The following is a 15,317-nucleotide window of genomic DNA, read 5'->3' on the forward strand; positions in this document are numbered from 1 at the left end:
ACTTCGTTCGTCCCGCACCCGGCACTCTCGCGCCGGGCACTTTTACTACGTTACCTCACCGTCTCTGCCGTGTCAAACCGTGTGTCCCGGTCTGTCGTGCTTCGTACGGGTATCGCGCCGACGATCGCGCGCAGCGGCGAACCGCTGTTCAGGATCATCGGATTCGGCAGGCCGGCCGTCGCGGTCTCCCGCGATCTCGCCCGGTTCCCTGCCGGTCGTCAACCTTACCCGGTCGGTTCCGCCGCTCCAAATCCGCCTCGCGGCGAATCGGGGGCCCCGCCCGGCCTGGCCCCGGGGACCGTAATCCCTCAGTGCCGGTTGCCTGTCCCGCGCTCCGGCCTCCAGGACTTTCGCCCTGTTTCGTCCGTTCCGCGCTGGCAGAGAGAAAGTTACGCGTCCCGGGTTTGATCGTCAAATCCGGGGGTAGCGGCCCGCGTCACACCATCTCCAGCCGAGAGTATGGGCAGCTCACGGACGGCTGGTCCGGCGACGGGCGGCTCGCCAGCCCCGTACGCCGAGGACGCCCACCGTGGTGCCGATCGCCAGTGACGCCGCGATCAGCAGGGCGTGCACCCACAGGAAGCCGGTCGGTGCCCCTCCGCCCACCGTGCCGGCCGCCCAGGAACGCGGATCGTTCCAGATAGCGACGGCGAACCGGGGCCAGATCACCCAGGTCCAGACGCCGACCCCGACGAGGAAGAGGGCCCAGCCACGTGACAGCACCATGGCTGGCGAGTATGCCAGCGTGACCGGCGACAGGCGGGCGGACCGGCGCTGCCGAGGTGCGCCGCACGGCAGGTCGGGGACACTCCGGCCGTCGGGCCGGGCCCGGGTCGGGGCCGACGGCCGGCCGGATCGCGCGGTGCGGTGTCCGGACCGGTCGGCTACGCTGCCTCCGTGACCAGTTGCGGCCATGTCGCCACCGCCGTCGAGCCGCAGGGCGCCCCGGCCGGGTCGGTGCGCCGCGAGCGACGCCGGGCTTCTTCGAGCCCCCGTCGACGCTGAGCTGACACACGTTTCTCCTGCGACCGGCGGATCGAGCCGCCGGTCCGCCCGATCGACTCCTCGGTCCGTCCGGAAGTCCCCCTTCCGGTGATCCGCCCGCGGCGGGTCCGAGCGAGATCGGCGTACCCATGGATCTGGAGAAGTTGCTGGCCGACCGGCTGGCGCCCGCGTTCGCGGCGGTGGCCGGCGGCCCGGTCGACCCGACGGTGCGGCGTTCGGCGTGCGCCGACTACCAGTCGGACGCGGCGCTGGCGCTGGCCCGGCGGATCGGCCGCCCGCCCCGGGAGATCGCCGCGGAGGTGCTGGACCGGGCGGCCCTGGGTGACCTGTGTGCGGCGGAGGTGTCCGGGCCGGGGTTCATCAACCTGACCGTGGCCGACGCGGCCCTCGGCGTGGCGGTCGCCGAGTTGGCCGGCGACCCCCGGCTGGGTGTGCCGCGCGTCGCCGACCCGCAGACGGTGGTCGTCGACTACTCCGCGCCGAACGTGGCCAAGGAGATGCACGTCGGCCACCTGCGGTCGACGGTCATCGGCGATGCCACCGCGCGGCTGCTCGACTGGCGGGGCCACCGGGTGGTCCGGGCCAACCACCTCGGCGACTGGGGCACCCCGTTCGGGATGTTGATCGAGCACCTGCTCGATCTCCCGGAGGCCGAGGGGGCCGACGAGCTCTCGGTCGGTGACCTGGACTCGTTCTACCGGGCGGCGCGGGCGAAGTTCGACGCGGACGAGGACTTCCGCGACCGGTCCCGGCGGCGGGTGGTGTCGTTGCAGGCCGGCGACGAGCGGACGATGCGGCTGTGGCGGCTGCTGGTCCGCCGGTCGGAGAGCTACTTCCTGGAGGTGTACCGGCGGTTGGACGTCACGCTCACCGAGCGGGACTTCCAGGGGGAGAGCCGCTACCAGCCACTGCTCGCCGGGGTGGTCGAGGAGCTGGGTCGACTCGGGCTGCTGCGGGACAGCGACGGCGCGGCGTGCGTGTTCCCGCCCGGCTCGGTGGGCCGGGACGGGGAGCCGCTGCCGCTGATCGTGCGCAAGCGGGACGGCGGCTACGGCTACCCCGCCACCGACCTGGCCGCGCTGCGGCACCGGACCGGCGAGCTGGGCGCCACCCGGCTGCTCTACGTCGTCGGGCTGCCGCAGCGGCGGCACTTCGAGATGGTCTTCGCGGTCGCCGGGGCGGCCGGCTGGCTGCCCGGGGCGGCCCGCCCCGAGCACGTCGGATTCGGCTCGGTGCTGGGCGCCGACGGACGGATGCTGCGCAGCCGGGCGGGTGCCCCGGTCAAGCTGGCCGACCTGCTCGACGAGGCGGTGTCCCGGGCCACCGAACTGGCCCGGGACAAGAACCCCGAGCTGGCCCCCGAGGAGGTCGCCGAGGTGGGCCGGGCGGTCGGCATCGGCGCGGTGAAGTACGCCGACCTGTCCACCGACCGGAACCGGGACTACGTCTTCGACTGGGACCGGATGCTGTCCTTGGACGGCAACACCGCTCCCTACCTCCAGTACGCGTACGCCCGGATCCGGTCGCTGTTCCGGCGGGCCGGGGTGGCCGGGGCGGACGGGGTGGCCGCCGGTCCGGCGGCGGTTCCGCTCGCGGACCCGGCGGAGCGGGCGTTGGTTCTCGCGCTGCTCGGTTTCGCCCCGGTGGTGACCGAGGTGGAGCGGACCCTGGAGTTCCACCAGCTCGCCGGACACCTGCACCGGGTCGCGACGGCGTTCAGCGCGTTCTACGAGCGCTGCCCGGTGCTGCGGGCGGAGGGGCCGGTCCGGGACGGCCGGTTGCTGCTGTGCGGGCTGACCGCGCGGGTGCTGCGGCAGGGCCTGGACGTGCTGGGCATCCGTACCCCGGAACGGATGTGAGGCGGCACCGGTGGGGCCGCCCCGCCCGCCCGTGACCGCGAAACGTATTGACCTCAATCGCAGTCGAGGTTGCAGACTCGTCAGGTAACGTCGATTTCTCTTCTCGTTGGAGACACTGATGACCGATCAGCGCCAGGAGCCGATCACCCACGATGAGCCGGGTCCCCCGCCGCAACGCGGCAAGCGGATCCGCAACCGCGCCCTCGTCGTCCTGGCGGGCGTGGTGGCGGCGACCCTGGTCTGGGTCGTCGCCGTGCCGATCCTCGGCGCCGACGTGTCCGTGCCCAAGCAGTACGGGTCGGACGAGAAGATCGACCTGGCCCTCGGGGCGGTGATCTTCGCGTCGCTCTTCGCCGGTCTCGCCGGCTGGGCCTCGCTCGCGGTGCTGGAGAAGATCACCAAGCGTCGGGGGGCCCTCATCTGGACCGTCGTCGCGAGCATCGTCTTCCTGGTGACCCTGCCCTGGCAGCTGCCCGGCTTCAGCACCGCCAACCAGCTCACGCTGGCCCTGCTGCACATCGCGGTCGCGGCCGTGCTGATTCCGGCGTTGCCCCGGGCGGCCCGGATCGGCTAACCGGATTGACCTTTACCGCTGTTGAGGTTGGAGACTGAGCACATGACTATCGGGGATGCCAAGGTCCAGGTGGACATGGTGTTGGATCTCATCTGCGTGCACTCGTACATCGGGTACACCCGGTTGGCCCGGGCCGCCGAGCGGTTTCGGTCCGAAGGGGGCGAGGTGGAGATCCGCTTCGCCCCCTTCGAGCTGGCGCCCGGCGCGCCCACCGAGGGGATGCCACTGATCGAGGCGCTCACCCAGACCTTCGGCGAGAAGACGGTGCAGCAGCTTGGTTACCTCGTCACCGAGGCGGCTAAGGACGGTCTGGAGCTCCACTACGACCGGGCCATCGCCACCGGGACGTTCGGGGCGCACCGGCTCGTCGCCCAGGCCGCCCACCAGGGCCGGGGGGAGGCGATGGTGGAGCGGCTGTTCCGCGCGCACTTCACCGACGGGCTGAACATCGGTGACGCCGGGACGCTGGCCCGGCTGGCCGCCGAGGTCGGCGTCACCGCCGACGACTCCGGCACCGAGGAGGTTCGCGCCGCGCTCCGCTTCGTCCGGGAGGCCGGGGTCACCAGTGTGCCGCTCTTCCGGATCGAGGGTGCCCCGATGCTCGGCGAGCAGCCGGAGGAGGTGCTCTTCGCGGCGATGACGGCCGCGAGCCGGGCCGGATCGGTGGTCCCGTCGAACGAGCCGGACGCGGACGGGGTACGCAACAGCCCCCTGCCTGACGTGCAGAACCACGTGCAGCGGTACCTGGCCACCGACGGGGCGGACGGTCACGACTACTACGGCTTCCCGACGCTGCTGCTGACCACGCGGGGGCGGCGCACGGGACGGCAGATCCGCACGCCGCTGATCTATGGCCGGGACGGCGACCGGATCGTCCTGATCGCCTCCAACGGCGCATCGCCGAAGAACCCGCACTGGTACCAGAACCTCGTGGCGGACCCGGAGGTCAGGGTCCAGGTGCGAGCGGACAGGTTCGTCGCGACGGGCCGGATCGCCACCGCCGAGGAGCGACCGCGCCTGTGGGAGCTGATGGCGAAGATCTTCCCCAAGTACGACGAGTACGCCACCGAGACGACCCGGGACATCCCGGTGGTCGTCCTGGAGCCCCACCGGGGCTGACCTCGGCCCGGAGGTCGGCCCGGGGCGGGCCCGTGTCCAGCCGGACAGGGGCCCGCCCCCGTTCAGCTCCGCCGCGTGGGCAGCGCGACGGACAGGCCGTGCCGGAGGACGTTGCGCGGGTCCCAGCGGGCCTTGACCGCCTGGAGGCGCGGGTAGCCGCCCCGGTAGTACAGCTCGGCGGCCGAGACGCCGGAGGTGTTCCACGCCGGGTCGGCCAGGTCCAGGTCCGGATAGTTGATGTAGCAGCCGTCGGTGCGGGCGTCGGGCACCGGAACACCACCGGTCGCTGCGTGCACGTCGTGGTAGACCGCGCGGATCTGGCTGACGTTCAACGCGTCCAGGTTCGGGTCGGCCCAGAACACCGAGTACCAGGCCTTCATGATCGAGTCACGCTGCGGCGAGGCGGTCGCCGCCGACGGCACCGTGTTGATCTTCACGCCGTAGGAGTAGAGCAGGATCGACAGCAGGCCGCCCACCAGCGGGCCGGTGAGGTGCTGGTAGACGGTGGCGATCTGCGCGTCCGTCCAGGGCGCGCGCAGGTAGGCGCTCTTGTTCTTGATCCGGCCGTACTCCCCGGTGTCGGTCTCGTAGCTGAAGACGAACTTGAGGAAGGGTTGCACCGTGCGGGTGATCGTGGGTGGGGTCGTCACCCCCGCCCCCACCGCCGCGATGTAGCCGTCGAGAATCCCCTCGGCGTTGGGCAGGTTCGCGTCGATCTGGACGTCCAGTTCGATGGACGTGGTGAAGCCGGGCTGCACCGCCCTCTGGTTGAGGTGCAAGCCGCTGTGCAGCGAGGGCGCGGTCGAGCCGGCGTTGCCGGCGTTCCACGCGCCGTGGTTGCGTACCAGCCGGGTGAAGTCGGCCTCGGAGAGCTGCGCCCACGACCAGGTGACGGTCTTCGACAACATCGCGGCCGGCGCGGCGGGCAGTAGCTGCTGCGGCGGCCGGCCGGCCGCACCCGGGCTGCGGAACCAGTACCGGGTGACGACGCCGAAGCTGCCCCCACCGCCGCCGGTGTGCGCCCACCACAGCTCCCGGTTCGGATCGCCGGGGTCGGAGGTCGCCACCACCGTGCGGGCCTGGCCGGTGGCGTCGACGGTCACCACCTCCACCGCGTACAGGTGGTCGACGACGAGGCCGTACCGGCGCGACAGCGGACCGTAGCCGCCGCCGGCGACGTGCCCGCCCACCCCGACCTCCGGGCAGATCCCGCCCGGGATGGTGACCCCCCAGTTCAGGAACATCGTCCGGTACACCTGACCGAGCGTGGCGCCCGACTGCACGGCGATGGCCTGCCGCACCGCGTCGTAGTACACCGCCCTCATCTCGGAGACATCGATGATGATCTGCACCGCGGGGTCGTCGACCAGGCTTTCGAAGCAGTGCCCGCCGCTGCGCACGACGACCCGCTTGCCGGTGGCGACCGCCTCGTTGAGCACTGCGGCGATCTGGGCCGCGGTGTGCACGATCCGCACGGACTCGGGCTGGCCGACGAACCGCCGGTTGTACCCACGGTTCACCAGGTCCGCGTACCGGGGGTCGGCCGGACCGACGCTCACGGCGTCCGCCACGGGGCAGTTCGCGTCCAGCGGGCGCGGTGCGGCGCCGGCCGGAGCCGCACCCAGGAGACCGGCGACCGCGGCGGCACCGCCGGCACCGGCGGCCCCCAGAAGCCCTCGACGGGTCAGCTTGTCCAACGTGTCACGCAACCTTTCCTGGTTCCTCTGCTGCTTGGGAATCGGCTGGCCGCCGGACGGCGCGCCAGCTGTGGGCGGCGGTGAACCCGGGGGTACGGGCCCAGACCGCCGTGGGCATCACCACCCGCATCGCCGTGCCGGCGAGGCAGACCGGCACGGAGCCGGAGGTCATGCACCCGAACAGGACGGTGACGAGCGCCGCGATCTCGTCAGGAGGGAGGCGGCGCGCTCGCGCACGTCGTGGAGCAGCCGCGCCAGCCGGAGGCTGTCCCCGACGCCCGCGGGATCGCCGCTGCCCGCCCCGGCCCGGACCGCCGAGGCGAAAGCCGCCACCGTGTTGCGGACCTGGTCGTCCGGTTCGAGCCGGATCTCCTGCACTCCGTCGAAGCGCTCGACGCGCACCACCGGGTGGTGGTCGGCGGGCGGCGTGAAGGCCCGGTCGAGGACGATGCGTCCCGTCGCGCCGATCAGCTCGTACCGCGAGCGGTAGGCGTGCTCCAGGCCGAAGAGCAGGCTGGCGGTGACCCCGTCGGGGGTCCGCAGCAGCGCCGCACCGGAGGTGTCGACCAGCCGCTCCGCGCCGGTGGTCAGCACCGCGCCGACGACCGCGAGTTCCGGCCCGAGCACGTGCAGGGCCGCCCGGACGGGGTAGACGCCGACGTCGGACAGGGCGCCACCGCCGAGCTCGGGGCGGTACCGGATGTCGTCGTCCGGCAGGGCCGGGATGGTGAACGTCGCCTCGAAGGCGCGCAGCTCGCCGATCACCCCCTCCCGCAGCAGCCGGGCCACGACCGCGTGCTGGGCGTGGTGGACGAACATCACGTTCTCCATCAGGATCAGGTCGCGGGAGCGGGCCAGCTCGACCAGGGCGGCGGTCCGGTCCGGGTCCGTGGTCACCGGCTTCTCGGCGAGGACGTGCTTGCCGGCCCGCAGCGCGGCCTCGACCCACTCGGCGTGCAGGGCGGCGGGCAAGGGCACGTAGACCGCGTCGACGTCGGGCCGGGCCAGCAGCTCCGGGTACCCGGTCACCGGCCGGCAGTCGAACTCCCGCGCGGTCCGGGCGGCCCGCTCCGGGTCCCGGCTGGCCACCGCGACGACCTCCGTGTCGGGCACCCGCGCGATCGCGGGCAGCATCCGGCGCCGCGCGATGTCAGCGCAGCCCAGCACGCCGATGCGCAGCGGTTCCATCAGTCGTCCCCGATCGCGTTGAGGCAGGCGAGCAGGGTGCGCGCCTGCACGTTCACGTAGTGGTTGTGCCGCACCAGCGAGGTGAGCTGGCCGGGGGTGACCCAGAGGTACCCGGCCGGTGGGTCCAGCGGGACCTGCGACTCGGCCACGTCGACGACGAGGTAGCGGCTCTCCGCGTTGAGGAACCGGCCGCCCTCCTCCGAGTGCCGGGCCTCGTACCGGATGCTGGCCGGGTCGGCCCCCAGCACCAGGTCCAGGAACGGCGGCCGGGCCGCGTCGTCGAGGTGGGCGTAGTTGCCCGGCGTGCACTGCACGGTGGGGCCCAGCTCGACGGTGTCGAGGAAACCGCCCTCCACCCGGGCGTGCGCGAGGACGTGCCGGACGCCGCCGATCCGCCGGGACAGGAACGCGGTGACGCCGGTGCCGCAGGGTTCGAAGAGGGGCTGCGTCCACCGGGTCACCTCGCGGTTGCCGGCCACCACCGACACGGCGACCACCTTGAAGTACCGCTCCTGCTCGTGGGCGATGGTGTACTCGTCGCGCACCCAGCCGGGCAGGCCGGCCAACGGCACCGGGGTGGCGCGCACGTCGTGGCCGGCGCGCTGCGCGGTGAACCAGGAGAGCAGCTCGGTGTCGGAGTGCAGCGCCGCCTCCGCGCGGTCGGTGAACGGCAGGCAGGCCAGCACGGTGCGGGAGTCCATGTTGACCACGTTGTCGAGCCGCAGCAGGGTGGCGATCTGCCCCAGGGTGAGCCAGCAGAAGCCGTCGTGCAGCGGCACGTCCTCGGTGACCTCGACGACCATGTTCCGGTTGCTCTTGTGGTAGAACCACGAGCCGTGCTCCGACTGGAGCGCGTCGGCGAGCACCCGCCGTCGGTCCAGCCCCCGGGTGAAGTACTCGATGTACCGGACGTCCGCGCCTTTGTGCACCTTGCTGTAGTTGCTGCGGGTGGCCTGCACGGTCGGCGACAGCTGCAACAGGTTGGGGTTGCCCGGCTCCATCTTCGCCTGCATCAGGAAGTGCAGGACGCCGTCGAACTCCTTGGCCAGGATGCCGAGGATGCCCACCTCGGGCTGGCGGATGATGGGCTGGTGCCATTCGCCGGGCGGGCCGTCGACGGTGGCGTGCAGTCCCTCCACCGTGAAGAACCGCCCGCTGCGGTGACCCAGGTTGCCCGTCCGCCCGTCGAACGACCAGTCCTGGAGTTCGGCGAACGGGATGCGGTCCACCCTGAACTGGTTGGCCCGGCCGCGGCCGGCCAGCCAGTCGGCGAAGTCCTCCGTCGACAGCAGGGCGCCCTGCGGCGTCGCCGCCGAGGTGGCGATCCGGTCCGGCAGCGCCGCGTCCGAGCGGGGCCGCACGGGCGACGGCCCGGCGGACGGCGCGACAAGTTCAGGAATCACGATCTCACTCCCTCATGCGTCGGTGACGGCGATCTCGGACGCGACGTACGCGTCGAGCACCCGCCGGAAGTAGTTGCGGTCGAAGCCGAGCTGCTCGACCTCCGGGACGAGCCGACGGAGCTTGTCGATGGAGATGACGTGGTGGACGCCCACGTCCCGGTACTCGCGCTCGGCCACCAGGCCGAGCCGCTGCTCCAGGTGGTCGACGATCCGGGCGACCGGCACCGCCTCGCCCGAGGCGACGTTGACGGTCTGCGCGTGCAGGTCGAGACCGAGCAGCCGGTCGAGGATCGTCACGACGTCCTGCACGTCGATCAGGTCCCGGGCCGCGCCCCGGTGCAGCCTGACCCGGCCCTGCCGCATCTGCCGCACGAGCGTGGGCACGAGCTGGTGCGGTGGCTGCCGGGGGCCGACCAGGTGTCCCAGGCGCAGGACCAGATGGTCCGCGCCGCTGGCCCGTAGCTGTTCCTCCAGGGCGAGCTTGTGCGCGCCGTACGGAGTGCACGGCAGCACGGTGTGGTCCTCCCGGCCCGGTCCCCGCACGGCGCCGTACATCCCGGAGGCGGCGGTGGAGAAGAAGAGCAGCCGACGACCGTCCGCGCGGCACCGGCGCGCCGCCTCGTCGAGCAGCGCGGACTCCCGGGCGAAGTCCGCGGCCGAGGTGCCGGCCGCCCAGGACACCCCGGCCGCGAGCACCACCGTGTCCGGGTGCCGGTCGGCGACCTGACGCAGATTCTGGGCGAGAAAGCCCCGTCCAATGATGTCCATCCGGACTCCTGACTTCGTCGAGCGCGGCGGATGCGGCGGCCGCGAGGGCGCCGGATGGTCAGCGGCCCAACGACACGCCGTCGGCGGCCAACGCCTCCAGCTCGGTGACCACCGCCGGCGGGTTCGGCCGTTCGGCCATCTCCTGGCGCAGCCGGTCGGCGGCGGACCGGTAGCCGGGGCCGCCGAGGAGGTCCGCCGTGGCGGCGTGGATCCAGCCCGGGTCGGCCACCGCGTTGTGCCGCACCCTGGCGACGCCGGCGGCCTCGGCCCGGGCGCCGATCATTTCCTGGTCGCCGCCGGGCGGGAGCACGAGCTGCGGTACGCCGGCGGCGAGCGCCGTCATGGTCGAGCCGCCGCCTCCGTGGTGCACGACGAGGTCGCAGGTGGGCAGCAGCAGGTGCAGTGGCACGTTCTGCATCGCCCGCATCCGGGCCGGCAGCGGCCCGATCCGGTCGTGGTCCGGGCCGGTGACGGTGAACACCACCTCCACGTCGAGCCCGGCCAGCGCCTCGACCAGCCGCGGCACCGGAAAGGAGCCCGGGCCGAAGACGCTGCTCACGGAGGTGCCCCAGACGACGCAGACCCGGGGTCGCTCCGGCGGCTCCCGCAGCCAGGACGGCCAGGCGCCGGGGCCGTTGTACGGGAGCTGCCGGATCGGCAGCCGCCGGGCGCGCAGCGGCAGCCGCAGACCCGGCGGGCAGGGGTCGATGACGTGCTCGATCCCGTCGGGGCCCCACTGCCCCACGTCGTACCGCTGGAAGGCCCGGCTGGTGTCGACGGCCAGGAACCGCAGGCCCGGCACCCCCGGCACCTCGTCGTCGGGCCCGACCGGACCCCACAGGGTGAGCGTGGCCGGTACGCCGAGCACCCGAGCGACCAGCGGGCCCTCGACGCTCATCAGGTCGTGGATCACCAGGTGCGGCTGCCACCAGCGGGCGAACTCCACGGCCGCGTCGGTGCTCCGGACGGCGGCGTCGATCATCCTGGCCTTGTTCTCCTCGATCCAGGCGAACGGGTCGAAGTCGTCCAGCGAGGCGACGGGCTCGCCGGTGACCAGGTCCGGCGGCAGGTCGGAGTAGGGCCAGTGCCCGGCCCGGGCGTTGACGTGGTTGTGCATCCGCGCCTTCGTCACCAGCTCGCCGGGCTGGAGGATCTCCACCGGGACGAGCCCGGCCCGGGTCGCCGGCAGCGTCTGGAACGGCGGGCAGACCACCCGCACCTCGTGCCCGGCGGCCTGCAACGCCCAGCCCAGCGGCACCATGTTCAGCCAGTGGGTGGTCCAGTCGGACACCGCGAGCATGACCCGCATCAGCTACGGGCCTTCACGAACTCGCGGATCGACGAGCCGACGTAGTCGATCATCTCCTCGGTCAGCCCGGGGTAGACGCCCACCCAGAAGGTCTGCTCGGTGATCACGTCGCTGTTCGTCAGGTCCCCCACCACCCGGTGGGGCTGGTCGACGTACGCGGGGTGGCGGGTGAGGTTGCCGGCGAAGAGGCGGCGGGTGCCGATCCTGCGGGACTCCAGGAACTCGACCAGTTCCGCCCGGCCGAACGGCGCGTCCGGCGCGACGGTGAGCACGAAGCCGAACCAGCTCGGGTCGCTGCGCGGCGTCGCCTCCGGCAGGACCAGCCAGGGCGTGCCGTCGAGGTCGGCCCGCAGCCGCCGCCAGTTGCGCCGCCGCGCCGCGCAGAACTCGTCGAGCTTGGCGAGCTGGGTCAGTCCCAGCGCGGCCTGGATGTCGGTCGCCTTCAGGTTGTACCCGACGTGCGAGAAGATGTACTTGTGGTCGTACCCGGCCGGCAGCGTGCCCAGCTGGTACTTGAAGCGCTTGAGGCACTTGTCGCTCTCGCCCGGCTCGCACCAGCAGTCCCGGCCCCAGTCGCGCAGCGACTCCACGATCCGGGCCAGTTCGAGGCTGGGGGTGAGCACGCAGCCGCCCTCACCCATGGTCAGGTGGTGCGCCGGATAGAAGCTGACCGTGGTGAAGTCGCCGAACGTGCCGGTGAGCTTCCCGTCGTAGGTGGAGCCGACGGCGTCGCAGTTGTCCTCGATGAGGAACAGCTCGTGGTCGGTGGCGAGTTGGGCGACCTCGGCGACCTCGAACGGATTGCCCAGCGCGTGCGCGATGATGATCGCCCGGGTCCGGGGTCCGATGGCCTGCGCCACCCGCTCGGCGGTGGTGTTGTAGGTGCCCAGCTCGACGTCGACGAAGACCGGCACCAGCCCGTTCTGCAGGATCGGGTTCACGGTGGTGGGGAAGCCCGCCGCCACGGTGATCACCTCGTCGCCGGGGCGCAGCCGCGCGTCACCGAGCACGTGCGAGGTCAGCGCCGACACCGCCAGCAGGTTCGCCGACGAGCCGGAGTTGGTCAGGTGCGCCTTGCGGCGGTTCATCTTGCGGGCGAACTGGGACTCGAACCTGCGGGAGCTGACGCCCGCCGCGATCCGCATGTCCAGCGCGGCCTCGACCAGCGCGGCGCGGTCGGTCTCGTCCAGCACCGCCCCGGACGGCCAGATCTCGGTCACGCCCGGCTGGAAGGGCCGCTCGGGCTGCGCCTCGTGGTGGTACTTCCGGACGTCGTCCAGAAGCTGCTTCTTCTTGTCGCTGAGCTGCACGTCAGTCCCCTTCGCTGTCGACCCGCGTCACCGGTGCGGCACCCGCCGTCACCAGCTGATCCCGCAACGACTCGTCAAGCCCGCGGCGGGGGCGCCAGCCCAACAGCCGCGCCGCACGGTCGATGTCCAACTGCTGCCACTCCACGTCGACCCGCGCCGGGGAGCCCGGGGTCGGCGCCGGTGGCGGGGCCTCGACGACGTCGACGGCGAGCCCGCTGAGCGCGACCATCCGGTCGACGATCCCGCGCACCGGGCGGGCCCGGCCCGAGCCGATGTTGACGACCTGACCGGCCACCCGCCCGGCCGGCGCCGCCGCCGCGGCCAGCACCGCGTCGACGACGTCCCGGACGTCCACGAAGTCGCGCTGCGCCCGCAGCGGCGGCAGCCGCAACGCCGCCTCGGCCCCGGAGCGCTCGCCCCGGGCCACCTCGGCCAGGTGCGCGGTCACCGCGCCGAGGAGGCTGCCGGGCCGGGTGCCCGGTCCGCACACGTTGGCCAGCCGGAGCACCACCCCGTCGAGCCCCTCGGTCCGGGCCGCCCGCAGGACCGCCTCCGACCCGCCCAGCTTCGAGCGGCCGTACGGGGTGACCGGCTCGGTGGGCCAGTCCTCGGGGGTGCCGGAGCCGGTGCCGCCGGGGGCGTACTCGTGGATGCTGCCAAGCTGGATGAACCGGCAGCCGGGCCGCCGGGCCAGCAGCGCCCGGACGGTCCAGGTGACGAGGTCGGCGTTGGCCTCCGTCATCTGCGCCTCGGTCATCTGCCAGACCCGGCCCGCCGCGTTGACCACGACGTCGGCGCCCGCCTCTGCCAGCAGGGCGCCGAGCCGGTCCTCGGCCCGGGGGGTGAGGTTCAGCTCGACCTCCCCCGCCGGGCCGGCGGGGCTGCTGGAGATCCGCAGCACCCGCCAGCCCGCCGCCTCGAACGCCGCGCCGAGGTGGCCGCCGAGGAAGCCCGAGGAGCCCAGCACCACGACCGACCCACCGGGCCGTCGGCCGGTCACGGGCTGCGCTCGCCGGTCCGCGCGGGTGGACGTCCCGGTCGTCATTTCGCGGGCCCGCCGCGGCGGACGCCCTTCCACCAGCCCGGGTTGTCGCGGTACCAGGCCACGGTGTCGGCCAGGCCCCGGTCGAACGCGATGCGCGGCTCGTAGCCGAGCGCCCGGCGGATCTTGCCCTCGTCGATGGAGTAGCGCAGGTCGTGACCCTTGCGGTCGGCGACCGGCCGGATCATCGAGTCGTCCGCCCCGCAGAGCTCCAGGAGCAGCTTGGTGATCTCCAGGTTGGTGTACTCGTTGCCTCCGCCGATGTTGTACACCTCGCCGGCCCGGCCCTGGGCCAGCACGAGCTGGATGCCGCGGCAGTGGTCGTCCACGTGCAGCCACTCGCGCACGTTGCTGCCGTCGCCGTAGAGCGGGACCGGGCGGCCCTCCAGCAGGTTGGTCACGAACAGCGGGATCAGCTTCTCCGGGTGCTGGTAGGGCCCGTAGTTGTTGGAGCACCGGGTGATGGAGAGGTTGAGCCCGTGGGTGCGGGTGTACGCCCGGGCGACGAGGTCCGAGCTGGCCTTCGACGCCGCGTACGGCGAGTTGGGCTGTAGCGGCCACTCCTCCGTCCACGATCCGGTCGCGATGCTGCCGTACACCTCGTCGGTGGAGACGTGCACGATCCGGTCGATGCCGGAGCGCAGGCACGCCTCCAGGACGGTCTGGGTGCCGCCGACGTTGGTCCGGATGAAGTCGGCAGCCGCCTCGATCGACCGGTCCACGTGGGACTCGGCCGCCATGTGCACCACCGCGTCGTGGCCGGGAAGCAGCTCGCAGAGCAGCGGCAGGTCGCAGATGTCGCCCTCGACGAACTCCAGCCGCGGGTGGCTGGCCGGCAGGTTGTCCCGGTTGCCGGCGTAGGTGAGCTTGTCGAGCACGGTCACCCGGGCGTCCTCGTAACCCGGGTAGCCGCCGGCGAGCATCGTGCGGACGTAGTGCGAACCGATGAAGCCGGCGGCGCCGGTGACCAGGATCCTCATGCCGCCACCACGATCCGGGTGTGGTCGCCGATCACCAGGCGGTGCGCGGCGGTGCCGCTGGCGCCGCCGACGGTGGCCGCCCGGCCGATCAGGGAGCCGTGCAACTCCTTCACCTCCGCGATGTGTGCGCCGTCCAGCGCGATCGAGTGGTCGATGTGGGTGGCGCGCAGCACGCAGTCGCGGCCGATCGAGGTGGCGGGGCCGACGTAGCTGTCCTCGACCAGGGTGCCGGCGCCGATGATGGCCGGGCCGACGATGCGGGAGCGGACCACCCGCGCACCGGCCTCCACCACGACCGGGCCGATCAGCTCCGCGTCGTCGAGCTCGCCGTCGACCGCCGGGATGAGGCCGTCGAGCAGCTCCCGGTTGCAGTCCAGGACGTCGTCCACGTTGCCGGTGTCCTTCCAGTAGCCGCCGTACTCGCTCGCCCGGACCGGGTCGCCGCGGGCGACCAGCCACTGGATCGCGTCCGTGATCTCCAGCTCGCCTCGGGCGCTGGGCGCGATGGCCGCGACCGCCTCGTGGATCGCCGGGGTGAGGAAGTAGACGCCGATCAGGGCCAGGTCGCTGACGAACTCCGGCGGCTTCTCCACGAGCCGGCGCACCGCGCCGCCGGGCTCCAGTTCCGCGACGCCGAAGGCCCGGGGGTCGGCCACCTTGTAGACGACGACCTGCGCCGCCGGACGGTTCGCCTGGAAGTCGTGGGCGATGTCCGTGATCCCCTGCGGGAGCATGTTGTCGCCGAGGTACATGACGAAGTCGTCGTCGCCGAGGAAGTCACGGGCCAGCGAGACGCAGTGGGCGAGGCCCAGCGGCTGGTCCTGGCGGATGTAGGTGATCTCGCAACCGAGGCGGGAGCCGTCGCCGAGCACCGCGGCGATCTGCGGCCCCCACTCGCCGACGATGATGCCGATCTCGCGGACCCCGAGGTCGCGGATGTTGGCCACGACGTGTTCCAGGACCGGCTTGTTCGCGATCGGGATCAGCTGCTTGGGCATCGAGTAGCTGAACGGCCGGAGGCGGGTGCCCGCACCGCCGGACAGGACAAGAGCCTTCATGGAGG

General features: G+C 72.6%; 13 protein-coding genes and 1 pseudogene. 4 read left to right on the forward strand and 10 right to left on the reverse strand.

Annotated elements, in window-relative coordinates:
* Positions 1 to 468: 468 nt before the first annotated feature.
* The gene (locus tag C5N14_RS30285) at positions 469 to 726 is read right to left on the reverse strand and encodes an SCO4848 family membrane protein (RefSeq protein WP_117673149.1); all 258 of its coding nucleotides are present in this window, start codon (positions 724 to 726) and stop codon (positions 469 to 471) included.
* A 407-nt stretch (positions 727 to 1,133) separates the two neighbouring features.
* Between C5N14_RS30285 and argS the strand changes: the two genes are divergently transcribed.
* The 4 genes and pseudogenes from argS to C5N14_RS33665 all read left to right on the forward strand — a co-directional run bounded on the left by argS (position 1,134) and on the right by C5N14_RS33665 (position 4,557).
* Positions 1,134 to 2,864 carry an arginine--tRNA ligase gene (gene argS, locus C5N14_RS30290; RefSeq protein WP_117673151.1) on the forward strand — a complete coding sequence of 577 codons (1,731 nt, stop codon included), beginning with the start codon at positions 1,134 to 1,136 and terminating at the stop codon, positions 2,862 to 2,864.
* Positions 2,865 to 2,982: 118 nt separating this feature from the next.
* Complete coding sequence (locus C5N14_RS33655) at positions 2,983 to 3,438, forward strand: DUF6069 family protein (protein WP_117673153.1); 456 nt, start codon at positions 2,983 to 2,985, stop codon at positions 3,436 to 3,438.
* Positions 3,439 to 3,513: 75 nt separating this feature from the next.
* A pseudogene (locus C5N14_RS33660) lies at positions 3,514 to 4,053 on the forward strand (DsbA family oxidoreductase); the annotation flags it as partial.
* 21 nt (positions 4,054 to 4,074) lie between these two features.
* A complete protein-coding gene (locus C5N14_RS33665; protein WP_243640261.1) occupies positions 4,075 to 4,557 on the forward strand; it encodes a nitroreductase family deazaflavin-dependent oxidoreductase in 483 nt (160 codons plus the stop codon).
* 62 nt (positions 4,558 to 4,619) lie between these two features.
* Here C5N14_RS33665 and C5N14_RS30305 read toward each other — a convergent pair whose 3' ends face one another.
* From C5N14_RS30305 to C5N14_RS30345, 9 genes are all read right to left on the reverse strand, one after another.
* Positions 4,620 to 6,266 (reverse strand): FAD-binding oxidoreductase, encoded by a 1,647-nt coding sequence (locus C5N14_RS30305; protein WP_243640259.1) that lies wholly within the window; start codon positions 6,264 to 6,266, stop codon positions 4,620 to 4,622.
* 156 nt (positions 6,267 to 6,422) lie between these two features.
* Positions 6,423 to 7,442: a Gfo/Idh/MocA family protein gene (locus C5N14_RS30310; protein ID WP_117673157.1), complete on the reverse strand. Its 1,020-nt coding sequence runs from the start codon at positions 7,440 to 7,442 to the stop codon at positions 6,423 to 6,425.
* Entirely contained in the window at positions 7,442 to 8,842 is a 1,401-nt protein-coding gene (locus C5N14_RS30315; protein WP_207892947.1) for an NDP-hexose 2,3-dehydratase family protein, read from the reverse strand. The genes C5N14_RS30310 and C5N14_RS30315 overlap by 1 nt, the downstream gene beginning before the upstream one ends.
* Before the next feature lie 15 nt (positions 8,843 to 8,857).
* The gene (locus tag C5N14_RS30320) at positions 8,858 to 9,613 is read right to left on the reverse strand and encodes an NAD(P)-dependent oxidoreductase (protein WP_117673161.1); all 756 of its coding nucleotides are present in this window, start codon (positions 9,611 to 9,613) and stop codon (positions 8,858 to 8,860) included.
* A 58-nt stretch (positions 9,614 to 9,671) separates the two neighbouring features.
* Positions 9,672 to 10,922, reverse strand: coding sequence for a nucleotide disphospho-sugar-binding domain-containing protein (locus tag C5N14_RS30325; RefSeq protein ID WP_117673163.1), 1,251 nt, complete (start codon positions 10,920 to 10,922; stop codon positions 9,672 to 9,674).
* Positions 10,922 to 12,232, reverse strand: a complete 1,311-nt coding sequence (gene rfbH / locus C5N14_RS30330) for a lipopolysaccharide biosynthesis protein RfbH (protein ID WP_117673165.1) — start codon at positions 12,230 to 12,232, stop codon at positions 10,922 to 10,924. Before rfbH ends, C5N14_RS30325 begins: the two co-directional genes overlap by 1 nt.
* Position 12,233: 1 nt before the next feature.
* Positions 12,234 to 13,232 carry an NAD(P)-dependent oxidoreductase gene (locus tag C5N14_RS30335; RefSeq protein WP_165878290.1) on the reverse strand — a complete coding sequence of 333 codons (999 nt, stop codon included), beginning with the start codon at positions 13,230 to 13,232 and terminating at the stop codon, positions 12,234 to 12,236.
* Positions 13,233 to 13,273: 41 nt separating this feature from the next.
* Positions 13,274 to 14,254 carry a dTDP-glucose 4,6-dehydratase gene (rfbB, locus tag C5N14_RS30340; protein ID WP_117673169.1) on the reverse strand — a complete coding sequence of 327 codons (981 nt, stop codon included), beginning with the start codon at positions 14,252 to 14,254 and terminating at the stop codon, positions 13,274 to 13,276.
* Positions 14,251 to 15,312 carry a glucose-1-phosphate thymidylyltransferase gene (locus C5N14_RS30345; RefSeq protein ID WP_117673171.1) on the reverse strand — a complete coding sequence of 354 codons (1,062 nt, stop codon included), beginning with the start codon at positions 15,310 to 15,312 and terminating at the stop codon, positions 14,251 to 14,253. Before C5N14_RS30345 ends, rfbB begins: the two co-directional genes overlap by 4 nt.
* Positions 15,313 to 15,317 lie beyond the last annotated feature (5 nt).

This window comes from Micromonospora sp. MW-13 (assembly GCF_003434305.1).
GTDB lineage: Bacteria > Actinomycetota > Actinomycetes > Mycobacteriales > Micromonosporaceae > Micromonospora.

Coding starts and splice junctions, on each gene's coding strand:
- C5N14_RS30285 (WP_117673149.1), bottom strand. CDS start 726: ATGGTGCTGTCACGTGGCTGGGCCCTCTTCCTCGTCGGGGTCGGCGTC.
- argS (WP_117673151.1), top strand. CDS start 1,134: ATGGATCTGGAGAAGTTGCTGGCCGACCGGCTGGCGCCCGCGTTCGCG.
- C5N14_RS33655 (WP_117673153.1), top strand. CDS start 2,983: ATGACCGATCAGCGCCAGGAGCCGATCACCCACGATGAGCCGGGTCCC.
- C5N14_RS33665 (WP_243640261.1), top strand. CDS start 4,075: ATGACGGCCGCGAGCCGGGCCGGATCGGTGGTCCCGTCGAACGAGCCG.
- C5N14_RS30310 (WP_117673157.1), bottom strand. CDS start 7,442: ATGGAACCGCTGCGCATCGGCGTGCTGGGCTGCGCTGACATCGCGCGG.
- C5N14_RS30320 (WP_117673161.1), bottom strand. CDS start 9,613: ATGGACATCATTGGACGGGGCTTTCTCGCCCAGAATCTGCGTCAGGTC.
- C5N14_RS30325 (WP_117673163.1), bottom strand. CDS start 10,922: ATGCGGGTCATGCTCGCGGTGTCCGACTGGACCACCCACTGGCTGAAC.
- rfbB (WP_117673169.1), bottom strand. CDS start 14,254: ATGAGGATCCTGGTCACCGGCGCCGCCGGCTTCATCGGTTCGCACTAC.
- C5N14_RS30345 (WP_117673171.1), bottom strand. CDS start 15,312: ATGAAGGCTCTTGTCCTGTCCGGCGGTGCGGGCACCCGCCTCCGGCCG.